Raw genomic sequence first — 14,431 nt, 5'->3', positions numbered from 1 at the left:
GAGCTAGTTTGCTATCCCGCAGCAATGGCCGAGTAGGACCAGACGTCCGCAGGCAGCTCATGGTGCAACTGCCAGGTGATAGCCATGGGCTTGCTGCCCTCGTGTCGGACGTAGGTTGCCGGACCGAGCAGCATCCACGGCTGGGCTTTGCCGATGTCCGTGTCTTTGTAGCGTCGCATGAACAACAGGACATGGCTGCCGCGTTGGACGTGCTCTTGGTAGCGCAGGCCGGTGGGAGAGGTTTCTGCGGTGGTGCTCTGTGACTCCCAGTGGAAGAGGGAGGGGCTTAGCGCGTAGTCCTTGTACCTGATCGTGGGAGAAAAGTCCTTCTCGTTCTTCTCTAGAGTGATCAGCAGTGCGTCCGTCTGGTTCGGCTGGTCCCACAGGACCCCTTGCGCGAACGAACCGGGCATCTGCCCATTGAGGCGAGCCACACCAAGTGCAGCCAGGATCTCCGAGCGGTTGTACGCGCTGTGAATCTTCAGAGGGATGTGCGAGTGGGGGCCGTCCAAGGGGATGGGGAAGTGGTCCGCCTGGCCCATGACGTAGTCGAGCACCTGCCGCAGCTCGCTACGAAGAGCTCGCTGCTCGCGGAGACTCTCAAGACCTTGCGTGTAGGAGTCGAACCCACCGGCCTTGTCCCAGAGGTTGAAGAAGAGCATGCGCGCGTACGTCTTGTCTCTCGCGCTCAGATCCTCATACGGCACGGCGTCATCGCTCAGCAGGCGGGTATATGCCTCAGCGCGTTCTAGATCGTCGACATGCAAGAACGCATGCACGCGCTTCAACAGGTCTTCTTCACCCGCCTGTTCAGGTAGCTCGGCCAAGCCGGCCCGGCGCAGGACGGAGGTCCATGAGTTGCTCGACTTGTACAACTCCTTGATCTCGCGCCGGCTCTCCCTGAGGTAGTCCGCGAGGAGCGGTGTACTGAAAGCCCTGACTTCTTTGGCTAGGGTCTGAACGGTCGCCTTAATCTGAGCGCGGATGTTGTCCAGCACGATGTCCTTGGACTTACCTTCAAGGATGATCTGGCAACCGGACGGAAGTAGAGGGAAGTCATGCTCAGCGTGTTCAAGAAGTCGGTTGCGTGACAGGTTTGTCATCGCGCGGAACTGCTCCTCGAATCGGAACTCCGCACGATGCTGGCCGATGAAGTCGAGGACAGTGAGCACCGGCTTGTCCGGCGTGCGGCGCAGACCACGACCGAGTTGTTGCAGGAAGACGGTGGCGCTGTTCGTTGGCCGGAGGAGCAGCAACGTATCGACATCGGGGATGTCCAAGCCTTCGTTGAACAGGTCGACGGAGAAGATCACTTGGACTTCTCCGGCCTTGAGTTCGGCCAGGATCCGCTCGCGGACCTCGGGCTTGGACTCGCCGTCCAAGGCCGCAGCCTTGATCCCCGCTTCTTGGAAGCACTTTGCCATGAAGTGCGCGTGCTTCCGGGTCACGCAAAAGCCGAGAGCTCGCATGCTTGACGGGTCGGATACCTTGTCCCGCACCTGCTTGATGACGATACGAGCCCGTGCATGGTCCGCAGAGAACAGGTCGCCGAGTTGGCTCTGGTCGTATGTGCCCGAACGCCAGTTGAGGCGGGTGAGGTCCGTACCGTCTGGGACGCCGAAGTAGTGGAACGGGCACAGGAGGTCGTTGTCGAGGGCCTCCCATAGCCGCATCTCGGCAGCGATCCTGCCCTCGAAGAACTCGTCCTGCACATTGAGTCCGTCAGCCCGTTCGGGCGTGGCGGTCAACCCGAGAAGCTGCTTCGGCTTGAAGTGGTTGAGAACGCGGCGATATGTCGTAGCCGTAGCATGATGGAACTCATCGACGACGATGATGTCGAAGTGTTCCGGAGCGAACTGGTCGAGGCGCTGGCCGGTAAGCGATTGGACGCTGGCGAAGACGTGCTGCCAGTCGCGCGGTAGCTCACCGCTGTAGAGCGGCTCGCCGAAGGACGCATCATCGAGTACTTCGCGGTACTTACGCAGTGACTGGTTCAGGATCTCCTTGCGGTGCGCCACAAAGAGCAGCCGCGGGTACTTCTTGCCGCCCCACTGCTTGTGCAGATTGCGGTAGTCAAGAGCGGCCATGACGGTCTTGCCTGTCCCCGTGGCAGCGACCAGGAGGTTATGCGAGTGACCGCGGACCTCTCTCTCGACGCGCAGGCGCTCCAACATGTCGGCCTGATGAGGGTAGGGCCGAACCTCAAGGCCTGAGAGGCTGATCTTTGAGTCCTGGGGAGACGTCGAACTACCGGCCACGCCCAGAGCTTCGTCCAACTTGAGGGCGTCGCGAGCTGGGTCGTAGCTCTCAAAAGCGATGTCATTCCAATAGGAGTCAAAGCTGGCCTCGAACTTGTTCAACACAGCCGGTGTTGCCACGGAGGACAGGCGTACGTTCCACTCCAGGCCGTCGAGAAGTGCCGCCTTGGAGAGGTTGGAACTGCCTACGTACGCGGTGTCGAAGCCGCTGTTGCGGCGAAACAGCCAGGCCTTGGCGTGGAGACGCGTAGAGCGGGTCTCGTAGTTGACCTTTACTTCGGCGCCGAAGTCTTGGACGAGACGGTCGAGGGCATGCCGGTCGGTCGCGCCCATGTACGTCGTGGTGATGACGCGAATGGGCACGCCACGATGGGCGGCCTCACGGAGTGAGCTCTCCAGGACACGGATGCCGTACCACTTGACGAACGCGCACAGCAGGTCGATGCGGTCGGCCGTGGCCAGCTCCGCGCGCAGCTCGGCGCCGAGGTTGGGGTCGTCTGGAGCGTTGGTGATCAGTGCGGTTTCGGAGAGGGGCGTCAGCGGGCGGATCGCGTAGACGCCAGGGGCTTCCTGCTCCGCGAGGGCGAGCAACTGTCGCGGACCGGCGACGATGGTGCTGTTGTGCGCACTCTCACTCAGTTCGGGTGCGCTACTGGTCAGCGACTGCATGATCTGGTTGGCGACGGCCACTTGTTCCTGCTGTGGCAGTTGAGCCAACCGGCGGCCGATGGTTTCGCCAATATGCCTAGCCAGCACGTGCGGGGTGGACTCTGCACTGACCTCTGCGTCGATGGCTTTCCATCCCGCAGCTTCGAGTCCCTGTATCTGGTCGTGCAGCTCCTGAGTGACAAGCCGTTCGTGGACGCCAGCCTTGAGGTCACTCGATTCCGTCACGACCGCTCCTTCGCTCCCACGCTGATGTGGATCTGTTCTAACAGCACTCACTGACAGTCGAAGGCGTTGTGCCGAAAAATGATCGTTTCCAGCCGTCGTACCTGACCAGCTCTTGGGAGGAGGCGGTTGAGCGGTTGCCGTCTGGCCACCCGCTTCTCGACCAGTGTCGTGCCTCCGCGGACTGCATCAAGGGCGCTCCCTCCGGTCGCGTCGCCTGCGGCGATCGGCCTGCGGCCGACCCTTGACCCAGTCCGCTCCGGCACGGGAGAGAAGCGAGCGGGCGGCCCGGAGGAACGGGTGGCCCAGGTGGGTCGGGGGTGCGGGACGGCTGGCAAGTGGGCCGGTGTCAGGGGCGCGCGGACGCGGCTCGCATGCACGCCGGGTTCGTTCGGCGGCTTTCCGTCCACGGGGCCTTTTCCCGGCTGGAGCGGGCGATGCGGGGTGTGACCCCGGCCGCATTCGCGCGCTGAAGCTGCGTGACCGCGGTGACGACGCGGCCCGTGCCGGTCGCCGGCCGTACCGAAGCGGCTCCGCCCACGCCAGGGTCAGCGGCCAGACGACAACATCTCGGCGCCTGGCAGCGTACTCACGGCGCTCACGCCCACTTCGCGGGTGCGAGCACGGCGCTTCGCCTGCGCGTTACTGACAAGGTAGAAGACTGCTCCCGGTGCAACGAGGACGGTGCAGAAAATGGCGGCGGTGAGCCCGCCGCCGCTCATGAGAATGGCCCACAAGATCCAGACGACCACAAGGGCGAGAATGGCGGCTGTGAGCCATAGAAGGCTCCGGACCACGAGTGACCCTCCGCGTAATCTTGGCGGGTTGACGAAGTGTGGGTCGCCTTGCCCTGTGATCTGCACTGGACGAATGTACATGACAGCTTCACAGGAAGCACACCGGCGCCCTCCGTGATCTTGCCAAGTGGGCTTACATAACCGGGAGACTACGTTCCGGTTTGCTGCCAAGATTTCGCCGACTCTGATCCATCAGGCGGCCGTTTTCGACTGTCGCTGACCGGTAAGGCAACCGAACCACATCGAGAAATTTGCATAAGCGACGCATTGAATGCTGTGTTCCGTGGACATGACGCCTTGTAAGCATTCACAACTCGATCTAAGGTTCGTGCCGATCCAGCGGTGATCGGCACGAGGGGGCGTGCGGCACTTCGACACCGTTGCTGGCGGAGCCTGGGGAGCTCTGCGTCTCGGCCATGCGAGAGGCGAGGCCGTCTCCTTATTCATTCATGTGCGGCAGTTGCGGCATTCATGCTGCCCTAGTTGCTACTTGATCGAGCCAGCGCACGACGGTTCGCGCTGGGCTCTCGCAACTGGGGTGCAACTTCAACTGGCGGGCTTCGCCTGCCCACTTCCACGAGAGCGATATGAACAGACCGATATGGACCGTGGTGGCAACCGCGGCGATGGCTTTGGCCATGGGGGCGGCGCCGGCCGTGGCTGACACGCCTTCGCTCGCTGCTCCAACTCCCGCGGCGCACGGGCCGATTGACCCGGCGCTGTACGACCTCGCAGCCAAGAAGGGCACTGCTCGCGTCAATGTCGTGACGGAAGAGCGAGCGGACATCTCCAGCGCATCCGCTGCGGGCAAAACGATGCAGAAGTTCCAGAAGCTGCCGATGGTCACACTCCAGGTCAGCAAGGGCGGCCTCGATGCTCTGGCCACCAAGCCTGGCGTGGTGAGCGTGACGGAGGACACTCTCTCGGAACCCACCCTGGACACCAGCGTGCCCTTCATCGGCGGCGATCAGGCCATCAAGAAGGGCAAGACGGGCAAGGGCAGCGCAATTGCCGTCATCGACACGGGCGTTGCGGTAAAACACCCGTTCCTCCAGGGACGCGTGATCTCCGAGGCGTGCTTCTCGCCGATCGACCCCGCGTACTCCGCCACGAGCCTGTGCCCCGGAGGCACGGCGGCTGAGGAAGGGCCAGGGACGGCCGACTCCGAGGTCGGCCCCTGCGCCACCATCACCGAGTGCGAGCATGGAACGCATGTCGCGGGCATCGCGGCCGGCGACGGAACCGGCATCGCCGCAGCTCCCGTCTCGGGCGTTGCCCCGGATGCCGACGTGATCGCCATTCAGGTGTTCAGCAAGCTGGATTCCCCTGACTACTGCGGTGAGGGCAACACGCCCTGCGTGAAGAGCTTCAGCAGCGCTCAAGTCGCGGCGCTGGAGAAGGTTCTGCAACTTCAGCAGGCCGGCACTCCGGTAATCGCCGCGAACTTCAGCCTCGGCGCTGGACAGTACAGTTCCCCCTGTGGCTCCGACGTACGCAAGCCCATGATCGACGCCCTGCTCGAAGCCGGAGTCGCCACCGTCGTCGCAGCAGGCAACAACGGCTTCAGCAACAGGGTCAACAGCCCCGCCTGTGTCGACAGTGCAGTCACCGTCGGTTCCTCGAGCTATGGCGACACCGTCTCGGAGTTTTCCAACCGCGGCGCCATGCTGGACCTGTTCGCACCGGGGGAGGGGATCGTCTCTTCGATACGCAAGGGCGCGTACGCGGCTGAGAGCGGCACCTCAATGTCGGCGCCTCACGTGGCCGGCACACTTGCCGTCTTGCGCCAGACGTATCCCGCCAAGCCCATTGCCGAACTGGAGCAGTTGCTCAAGTCGACCGGCAAGCCCATCGTCGACGGGACTGTGACCACCCCCCGTCTGAACATAGGCGCGGCGCTGGGGGAGAGCGAGCCGACACCGCCGCCTACGCCAGAGCCCAAGCCGCGGGCGTCACACATCAGCAACTACAAGGCCTACGCCATTCCTGATCCGGGAATTGTGCAGTCGCCGGTGACCATCTCCGGGGTGGCGGGCAAGGCATCCAAGTCGCTACAGGTACGTGTGAACCTGACGCACGACTGGCACCCTGAGGTGAAGATCGACCTGATTGCCCCGGACGGCAAGTCCTACCCGCTCAAGGCAACTGGCGGAAGCCAGACCGGCGGTGCGCTGAGCGCGACGTACGCTGTCGACGCCAGCGCATCCCCCGCCGGCGGCACGTGGAAGTTGCAGGTGGAGGACCGCTCCAAGGGCGGTGTCGGCACGCTCAAGAGCTGGACCCTGATCCCGAATTCGTTCGCGAAGAAGGGAACCGCCGCGATCCCGGATGCCGGCACACTCGACTCGACCATTGCCGTAGCCGGCCTGCCCGGCGGGGCCTCCGGGGCACTGCAGGTGCAGGTGGACGCCGTCCATGAGTGGTCCGGGGACCTCAAGGTCGATCTGATCGCTCCTGACGGGAAGTCCTACCGGGTCAAGTCCACCTCCGCAACTGACTCACCAGTTAGCGGCACCTACACGGTAGACGCCCGCACCTCTCCCGCGAGTGGGACCTGGACGCTGCGAGTCCAGGACACATCGACCGGCGCCGTCGGCTCTCTGAAGGGTTGGTCGCTGGACTTCCCGTCGTACGAGAGCCAGACCCGTGTCACCCTGCCTGACGCCGACTACGTGCGTTCGCCGATCACGGTCAGCGGACTCACGGGTAGCGCTCCCAAGGAACTCAAGGTGTACGTCGACATCACCCACGGATGGATCGGCGACCTGACCATCAACCTGGTCGACCCGAACGGCAAGCTGCACTTGCTCAAGCCGGATTCTGCATCGGAGTCAGGCGGCACCCTTCAACACATTTACACAGTGGATGTCAGCACAGCGCCGGCATCCGGCACCTGGAATCTCAGCATAGATGACACGGACGAGGGTTCCACAGGCACGCTGAACGGTTGGTCACTGACCTTCTGACCGTTTTCACCTGCGTGATGAGATGAGAAAGACGGCTCGATCCGAGGATTCGACGAGCCGTCTTTTTCATTCCACGAACGACAACGTTGTCCCGAAGCAGGCAAGCTCAGATCTAGCTCAAGCAATTGAGGTTTCCTCGCAACGGGCTCAGACACCGTGCAAGAATTCATTTCAGGGCGCAATTCCAACGGGGAACGCGTACTAATTATGGGGGTAAAATGTCCGTTCGTACCAGAGTCGCGGTCGGCGCAGTCAGTAGCATTCTGATCCTTGGCGGTGCGGCTTCGCCGGCGCTCGCGGATACGGACGTTCCGGTCGACGCGCCAGTGATCGCAGAGGGCTCGACGATCGTGCCGGACGAGCTCGGCGACGCCCCGTCCGGAGGAGGAGAGATCCTTGGCGGTGTCGAGTCCATCGACGAACTGAACGAGGAGTTCGACCTGCCCAACCAGGTGGATGGACCGGACCTGCCCGATCAGCCCATCACCGGCACCGAAGACCTCTCCTCGCCCACCGGACAGTACTGCGGCAGGCCCTACAACTTCGTGCACATCACCAGAAACCTGCCGAACACCATGGCCGTCAAGTACAGCACGTTCGTGCAGAACAACCGCAGCACCACCATGGACTGGAAGTTCACGACGAAGCGGTCCGGCACGACCGAGATCGGCGCTTCCGTCACCATCGGCGGCGAGGCCAAGGTCCTGTGGCTGGGGAAGATCAAGACCGAGGTCACCGGGTCGGCCAAGAAGTCCTGGACCTCCGAGCTGGGCGTCGAGGCCTACGGCAAGGTCAAGGCGCACAAGACCGTGTACGGCGACTACGGCATCAAGAAGGAGAAGGTGTACGGCTACTCGGCCCACGTCTCCAGCGACTGCGTTATCAGCAACAAGAAGTACATGACTGTCTGGGCCCCGTACCGTGAGGGCTGGGTCATCAGCGGCTGACCACGCCTGTACACGAGAGGTGCCCCGGACGACCTTAGGGCCGCCGGGGCACCCGTTTGAGGAGATCACTGATGCGCAAAGTTGCATTCGTCGCCCCGGCGTTGCTCGCCTTGCTTCTCTCGGCATGCTCATCTGAGGACGGTGAGTCGGGAAAGGAGGCTGACGCCAAGCCGGCTTCTGCTTCTTCGACCGCCAGTAAGCCCCTGGACCTGAGGCTGCCAAAGAAGGCAGATTATTTGATCCCGGAAACTACCGGAAAAGGCACCCGGGAAATCGAGTCCTTCGTGTCGAAAAAGGACGTCTATACCGTTCATGTACGGTGTGGCGGAAAGGGTAATCTTTCCCTTCGGGAAGAGTCTGCAGACCCGGTGAAAGTCAAATGTGGTGGCCCGGTATCCATCGGCTACATCTTCATCGACAAGGGTGAAGAGCAGAGCTTGACAGTTTCACCCGATAACGAGAAGACGCAATGGGCGCTCGCCATTTTGGACGGCAAGCAAAAACCCGCACCGTAAGAGCTGGTAACAGGGTGGTGTGGAGGTGCCTCGGTCGGGCGTGATCGCTGATGGGTGTTGGTGCAGCTCGGCCGGTGGACCTGCTGCGCGCGAGGGTTCTGGCTCTGCGCTGACTGGCTTCCGACTCAGACGGAACATCCGCGGTTTCCCAGGCCCGAACCGTCGACCTTTTGCAGGGCGGCCCTCGCGAGGTTGCAGGACCTCCAGCAGTGGCTGGTGACCGGAGAGTCGCCGTACGTGCCGGGCAGCCTGGTTGTGGATCTGTAGGAGGGCTACGCGCACACAGGAGGGGCAGGTCCCCGGCGCCGACCAGCAGCTCCTCGGACCCGCCCCGCCCCCCTCAGCGCTCGCTCACTCCCCGTGGCACTCGCCGTAGATCCGGCCCGACCCGCACCAGCACGCCGTCCCCCGCTGCGGCGGCCACTCCACCGCGCGTCCCCGCGCCGCCAGGGTCGTCGCGTACTGGGGGAGCAGGGAGGCCTCCGCCGGGGACATGCCCTCCGAGGCCGCGAAGGCCTCGTAGGAGGGGACCGTTCCCGACACGATGCCCAGGTTCGCCGTGCCGGAGGCGGAGAGCTCGCGCAGGGACGCCTCTATTGTCACCAGGTGCTCCTCGTGGGAGGGGTACTCCGAGGCCAACGACGGGTAGGCGGATACCAGTTCCGTCAGTTCGGCAGCAGGCCAGTGCAGGACCGCTACCGGGAACGGGCGGGACAACGCCTCGCGGTACGTGCCGAGTTCGGCGCGCAGGCGGGAGATCTCCGCCTCCAGTTCCGCCGGGTTCTCCGAGCCGAGCGACCAGACCCGCTTCGGGTCGTGCAGTTCGTCGAGGGAGACCGGGGAGGAGTTGACGGTGTCCGCCAGCAGGTCCCAGTCGTCGTGGGCCAGGCCCAGCATGCGGCGGACGCGGTGGCGGCCGAACAACAAAGGATGCGTGGAGTACGGCGGCTCCGGTACGTCCGTGAGGAGCACCCTCGCCCCCTCCGTGAACGTCGCCTGCGCCTGCTCCAGCTCGTCGTGGGACTCCAGGGCCTCCGCGACGATCACCCAGGGCGCCGGGTCCCGCGGTGACGCCGTGCGGACGCCGTCGATGATCGCGCGGGCCTCGGCCTCATGGCCGTACTCCCACAGGTTCGCGGCCTTCAGGGCGCGGACGAGGAACGGGTTCTCCAAGCCGTCCTGCGCGGCCAGCAGGCGGTCGTAGAGGGAGGACGCGGCGGGACGGTCGCCGGCCAGTTCCAGATGGGCCGCGGCCTGCAGGAGCAGGGCTTCGGCGTCCTCGGGATACCGGTCGGCGGTCCGCTCCAGGCGCGCCGCTTCGGCGTTGTGGTCGACGTTCTCGGCAGGCGTGTCGGGGCGCATGGGGGACACCGTACTGCCGATCAGTGTCAAAGGAGAGGGAGGTGCAGGCCAGGGGCCGGTTGACGCGAAGGGCCCCGGCCCGCACCACGGGCTCGCTCAGATCGTCACGCCGTCGATCTGCAGTGTCTGTACCGCCTTCGCCGCGAACGGCACCGCCACCGACTTCCCGCTCAGGAAGGTGTTGGAGTACGAGGCGTACTTGTCGCCGCCCGTCGTCACCGTGTTCCAGCGCGGGACCACGCCGCCGGAGCCGCCCGTCACCGTGGTGAAGCGGGACAGGTCGAAGGTGAGGGTCTGGGCCGAGGTGGAGGTGTTCAGGGCCACGATGACCAGGCGCTTGGCCGAGGAGTCGTAGGCCGCGACCGCGTTGCTCACGCCCGTGTCGAGGATCTTCATCCCGGGGCGGATGTGCCGGCTGAACTGGGCCAGCACGTAGTACTTCGTCTCGATCGCGCCGGCCTGAAGGGTGCTCGCGTCGTACTTGATCACTCCCCAGCCCGCCGTCGGGTCCATGACCTGCCAGTAGACCCAGGCCGTGGGGTGCAGCCAGCGGAAGTCGTAGAGGAGGTTGAAGGCCGTGGTGTAACCGGTGCCGTCGCTGTCACCGGTCTCGGAGTTCCACAGCTTCTTGCCGGCCGTGGTCACCACGTCCGTGTAGAGGAGGTCCCGGCGGCCGTTGGAGCCCTGGTAGCCGTGCACGTTGACCTGGTTGACGTACCCCTTGGTCGTCGAGCTGAAGGAGTTCCAGGTGGTGCGGGCGAGGTCGTAGCTGGTCTCGTCGGAGGCCGAGATCTTCACGCCGGTCAGGCCGCGGTTGTTCAACTCGCTGCGCAGGTACGGCAGTACGGCCGACTGGACGCTCGCGTCCATGTGGCAGCCCTCCTGCGTGCCGGTCGCCGTCCACCAGGACGAGGAGGGCTCGTTGAAGGCGTCGACCGTCGAGAAGTTCACGCCCCAGTTGTTCTTGGCGTACAGGGCGGTCGCGGCGAGGTGGGAGGCGTGCTGGCGGTAGTTCCAGGTCTGGAGGTTGTTGCCGCCGCCCGAGGCGCCGGAGGGGTTGTGGTTGTTGCACATCCACCACATCGGGGAGTTCGCGAAGAGCTCGCTCACGGCGCCTCGCTGGGTCGCCTTCACCAGCATCGCCCGCTGGTTGGCGTCCGCCGTCCAGTCCCACGCCGAGGACGTCGGGTCCTCGTTGTTCCAGTCCTGCCAGTAGCCCTCGATCTGCTTGAAGGCGGGGATGTTCGGCGACTCGACCATCGACGAGCCGCTCACGGTGTTCCAACTGCACGCGCCCAGGTTGTAGCGGGCGATGTTCAGGCCGAGACCGGGGAGCGAAGTGCCGTTGTAGGACGTCGACTTGGTGGTGAAGAAGATGTCGGCGAAGTCGTCCCGGGCGCCGAAGACGTTGGCCCACCAGGCCAGGGAGGTGCCCCAGCCCTCCCAGGTGCCGTACGACGTCCCCGGGCTGACCGCGATCGTGGCGTCCGCACGGGCGGTACCGGTGGCCAGCGCGCTGCCGAGGAGGGTGCCTCCTGCGGCTGTCAGCAGCGTTCTGCGTCGGATCATGGCTACTCCGAACTCCGATGGTCGACACTCCGATGGGTCGACACTCCGATGGATCGACGCGGCTTCTGACCCGCGCCGTGGCCTGCCCCGTTCATGCCACGACGAAGCATCGGGTGTGGCCAGTGAGCTTGTCGAGAGTTCTGACAGCCCTTCCTAAAACCGGTGGAGGAAGTTCGGTATACCGGACGCGTCCCCGGCCGTGTCCCCCGGCCACGTCCATGTTCGCGTCGGCTCCACGAGGTCCTCGGCCTGGTGACTTGCGTCGGCTGCACAGGTCCTCGGCCTGGTGACTTGCGCGCCCTGCCCTTATCGTGCGGGCGGCCCCGTCCGAGGAGGCGTGATCCATGCGGCAGCGCGTCATGCACCACGGAGCCCGGCGCCGGCGCGAGCGTCGCCGACGCGCGGTGTGGGCCGGTGGCGAACTCCTCGTCACCGCGGGCGTCGTCCTGCTGCTCCTCGTCGCGCACCAGCTGTGGTGGACCAACCGGCAGGCCCGGGAGGGCGCTCGGCGCGAGGTCGAGGTGCTGGAGCGGGAGTGGGAGCGGGGCGCGGGAGCCGACCCGGGGGCCCAGGCCGATCAAGACCTCCACACCACCACTCCGGCCACGACCACCCTGGCCACCACCACCCCGAAACCCGCCGCCCAGGACGACCCCACCACCCCGCCGCCCGACCTGTCCCAGGCCTACGCCGTCCTCCGCATCCCCCGCCTCCACCTCCGCGTCCCCGTCGCCGAGGGCGTCGGCAGGCGCGGTGTCCTCGACAAGGGGTACGTCGGCCACTACCCCGGCACCGCGCAGCCGGGCGGCGCCGGGAACTTCGCGCTCGCCGGGCACCGCAACACCCACGGCGAGCCCTTCCGGTACGTCGACCGGCTCGCGCCCGGGGACACCGTCCAGGTGGAGACGCGCGGCGCGGTGTTCACGTACGCCGTGGACAGGACCCTGCGCCAGACCTCGGCCCGCGACTCGGGGGTGATCGGCCGGATCCCCCGCTCGACGGTGCGTCCCTCCTACGGCTACACCGAGCCCGGTCACTACCTCACCCTCACCACGTGCACCCCCGAGTACACGTCCCGGTACCGGCTGGTGGTGTGGGGCAAGCTGGTGTCGACGCGGCCGCGTTGACGCGGTCACCGCTCCCGCAGTCCCACCACGCTCGCGGCCGCCACCAGTGCCAGCACCGCCGACACCACCATGGCGATGTCCGCGCCGTGGGCGAGGCCGCCGCCGGAGGAGGTGGCGATCGCGATCGTCAGGGCGACCCCGGCGCAGGAGCCGATGTAACGGAAGGTCTGCTGGGCGCCCGAGCCCATTGCCGCACGGGCCGCCGGGACGGACTCCACGGCGAGCAGCGGGAGCGCCGCGTTCAGCAGGCCGCTGCCGACGCCGGCGACGACCAGGCCCGGCAGCAGCCGTACCCAGGAACCCGCGTCGAGCGAGCCCAGCATGGTCAGCACGCCCGCCGCGTGCAGCAGGAAGCCGATCGCGAGCTGCCGGCGCGGCGGCACCCGGCCGGCCAGGCGCCGGACCTGGAGGGCCACCGCGAAGGACAGGCCGGACCAGAGGAGGAAGAGCCAGGCCGTGTCCATCGCGGACAGGCCGACGGTCTGCTGGAGGAGGGCCGGCAGGAAGCTGAACAGGCCGATCACCGCGAGGCCCGTGAACAGGCCGCTGGAGGAGGACGCGAGGAAACGGCGCTGGCGCAGCAGGCCCAGGTCGATCATCGGGGTGGCCGAGCGGCGTTCCACCGCCGTGAACGCGGCGAGCAGGACCACGGACGCCAGCAGCAACAGCCCGATCGGTGCCCGCAGCCACCCGTCCCGGCCCAGGGTCAGCGCCGCGACCAGGGCGACCAGAGCGAGCCCGAAGGTCACCGCGCCGGCGAGGTCGGGGCGGCCGCCGCGCGGGGCCCGGGACTCCGTCAGGAGCCGTGCGGACAGGGCGGCCACGAGCACGGCGGCGGCGCCGAGAACGCCGTACGACACTCTCCAGCTCGGCATCGCGCCGCTCAGCAGGGGGCCGACGGCGATGCCGCCGCTCACGAAGGCGCCCCACACGCCGGTCGCGTGCAGGCGGCCCCTCGGTGAGGGGAAGGCGTGGACGATCAGGCCCAGGCTGCTCGCGAGGAGCGCCGCGCTGGCCGCGCCCTGGGCGACCCGGGCCAGCGTGAACAGCCAGGTGGACGAGGTCAGTGCGCCCAGGGCGGTGGTGAGGCCGAGGGCCAGGGTGCCCGCGACGAAGATGCGGCGGCGGCCGTAGTCGTCGGCGAGGGAGCCGGCGACCAGGAGGAGGGCGGCGAGGCCGAGCGGGGTGCCGTTCAGGAGCCAGGCCTGGGCGGACAGCGGGGTGTGCAGGTCGGCGGCGACGTCGGGGAGCGTGACCATCGGCGCGGTGTACGTCATGAGGGCGACGGCGGTGGCGGCGCTGGTCAGGGTGAGCGTGGCGGTGGGGTGCGCGGGAGAGGCCTGGGGGGTCTCGGCGACCTTCACCTCAGTGAGAGTTCGTTCATTGAACCTAGCCATGGCGAGAACCGTAGCAGAGTAGGTTCGGTCATTGAACCTATGGGCGGAAAATGGTTACAGTGGGCGGCATGGCACTGGGCAAGGACTACGCGACACAGGAATGCTCGATCGCCCGCGCGCTGGAGATCGTCGGCGAGCGCTGGACCCTGCTCGTCGTCCGCGACGCCCTCTACGGCGTCCGGCGCTACAATGACTTCCTCGTCCACCTCGGCATCCCGCGCGCCGTCCTCGCCGCCCGCCTCCAGATGCTCACCGAGGAAGGGATCCTCCAAAAGCGCCGGTACCAGGAGTCCCCGCCGCGTGACGAGTACGTCGTCACCGACCGTGCCATCGCCCTGTGGCCCACCCTGCGCGCCCTCGGCCGCTGGGGCCGCGAGCACCACGGCGAGAGCGCGCTGCGGACTTTCCACCACGCCGAGTGCGGCACCGAACTCGGCTCCTACGGCGAATGCCCCGCCTGCGCGACCGTCGTACCGGTCGAGGACGTCCTCATGGTGCCGGGCTCCGGGCTCGACCCGGACCCGGCCGACCCGGTCAGCCGGGCGCTGCTGGAGCCGAGGAGGCTCCTTCAGCCGATCGTGGTCGATCAGGTATAACCGGGG

The 14,431-nt window shown here is 66.2% G+C and carries 10 protein-coding genes; 5 read left to right on the top strand and 5 right to left on the bottom strand.

The genetic code is table 11. The features are described from left to right. Positions 1-11: 11 nt before the first annotated feature. Positions 12-3,152: a DUF3427 domain-containing protein gene (locus ABZ098_RS31750; RefSeq protein ID WP_356597026.1), complete on the bottom strand. Its 3,141-nt coding sequence runs from the start codon at positions 3,150-3,152 to the stop codon at positions 12-14. Positions 3,153-3,697: 545 nt separating this feature from the next. Then, positions 3,698-3,901 (bottom strand): hypothetical protein, encoded by a 204-nt coding sequence (locus ABZ098_RS31745; protein WP_356597024.1) that lies wholly within the window; start codon positions 3,899-3,901, stop codon positions 3,698-3,700. 653 nt (positions 3,902-4,554) lie between these two features. Between ABZ098_RS31745 and ABZ098_RS31740 the strand changes: the two genes are divergently transcribed. The 3 genes from ABZ098_RS31740 (at position 4,555) to ABZ098_RS31730 (ending at position 8,374) form a co-directional block, all read left to right on the top strand. Next, the gene (locus ABZ098_RS31740; protein ID WP_356597022.1) at positions 4,555-6,912 is read left to right on the top strand and encodes a proprotein convertase P-domain-containing protein; all 2,358 of its coding nucleotides are present in this window, start codon (positions 4,555-4,557) and stop codon (positions 6,910-6,912) included. Positions 6,913-7,238: 326 nt separating this feature from the next. Further along, positions 7,239-7,859 (top strand): hypothetical protein, encoded by a 621-nt coding sequence (locus ABZ098_RS31735; protein WP_356597020.1) that lies wholly within the window; start codon positions 7,239-7,241, stop codon positions 7,857-7,859. A gap of 71 nt (positions 7,860-7,930) precedes the next feature. Then, a complete protein-coding gene (locus tag ABZ098_RS31730; protein WP_356597018.1) occupies positions 7,931-8,374 on the top strand; it encodes a hypothetical protein in 444 nt (147 codons plus the stop codon). 351 nt (positions 8,375-8,725) lie between these two features. Here ABZ098_RS31730 and ABZ098_RS31725 read toward each other — a convergent pair whose 3' ends face one another. Together ABZ098_RS31725 and ABZ098_RS31720 are read right to left on the bottom strand one after the other, a co-directional pair. Next, positions 8,726-9,736: an SEC-C domain-containing protein gene (locus tag ABZ098_RS31725; RefSeq protein ID WP_356597016.1), complete on the bottom strand. Its 1,011-nt coding sequence runs from the start codon at positions 9,734-9,736 to the stop codon at positions 8,726-8,728. Positions 9,737-9,832: 96 nt separating this feature from the next. Beyond that, positions 9,833-11,305, bottom strand: coding sequence for a beta-1,6-galactanase (locus ABZ098_RS31720; protein ID WP_356597014.1), 1,473 nt, complete (start codon positions 11,303-11,305; stop codon positions 9,833-9,835). Between the two features lie 344 nt (positions 11,306-11,649). On the opposite strand from ABZ098_RS31720, the gene ABZ098_RS31715 reads away from it, so the two are divergent. After that, positions 11,650-12,432 carry a class E sortase gene (locus ABZ098_RS31715; RefSeq protein WP_356597012.1) on the top strand — a complete coding sequence of 261 codons (783 nt, stop codon included), beginning with the start codon at positions 11,650-11,652 and terminating at the stop codon, positions 12,430-12,432. Positions 12,433-12,437: 5 nt separating this feature from the next. Here the strand turns inward: ABZ098_RS31715 and ABZ098_RS31710 are convergent, their stop codons facing one another. After that, complete coding sequence (locus tag ABZ098_RS31710; protein ID WP_356597010.1) at positions 12,438-13,829, bottom strand: MFS transporter; 1,392 nt, start codon at positions 13,827-13,829, stop codon at positions 12,438-12,440. 68 nt (positions 13,830-13,897) lie between these two features. Here ABZ098_RS31710 and ABZ098_RS31705 point away from each other — a divergent pair, with 68 nt between their 5' ends. Beyond that, positions 13,898-14,425 (top strand): helix-turn-helix domain-containing protein, encoded by a 528-nt coding sequence (locus ABZ098_RS31705; RefSeq protein ID WP_356597008.1) that lies wholly within the window; start codon positions 13,898-13,900, stop codon positions 14,423-14,425. Positions 14,426-14,431 lie beyond the last annotated feature (6 nt).

It is taken from the genome of Streptomyces sp. NPDC006335 (genome assembly GCF_040612795.1).
Lineage (GTDB): Bacteria > Actinomycetota > Actinomycetes > Streptomycetales > Streptomycetaceae > Streptomyces.
This window is presented reverse-complemented; position numbering and strand designations above follow the sequence as displayed.

What these genes read in the sequence shown, in the direction of transcription:
- ABZ098_RS31710 (WP_356597010.1), bottom strand. Translation starts at nt 13,829, where the DNA reads ATGGCTAGGTTCAATGAACGAACTCTCACTGAGGTGAAGGTCGCCGAG.
- ABZ098_RS31715 (WP_356597012.1), top strand. Translation starts at nt 11,650, where the DNA reads ATGCGGCAGCGCGTCATGCACCACGGAGCCCGGCGCCGGCGCGAGCGT.
- ABZ098_RS31725 (WP_356597016.1), bottom strand. Translation starts at nt 9,736, where the DNA reads ATGCGCCCCGACACGCCTGCCGAGAACGTCGACCACAACGCCGAAGCG.
- ABZ098_RS31705 (WP_356597008.1), top strand. Translation starts at nt 13,898, where the DNA reads ATGGCACTGGGCAAGGACTACGCGACACAGGAATGCTCGATCGCCCGC.
- ABZ098_RS31720 (WP_356597014.1), bottom strand. Translation starts at nt 11,305, where the DNA reads ATGATCCGACGCAGAACGCTGCTGACAGCCGCAGGAGGCACCCTCCTC.
- ABZ098_RS31730 (WP_356597018.1), top strand. Translation starts at nt 7,931, where the DNA reads ATGCGCAAAGTTGCATTCGTCGCCCCGGCGTTGCTCGCCTTGCTTCTC.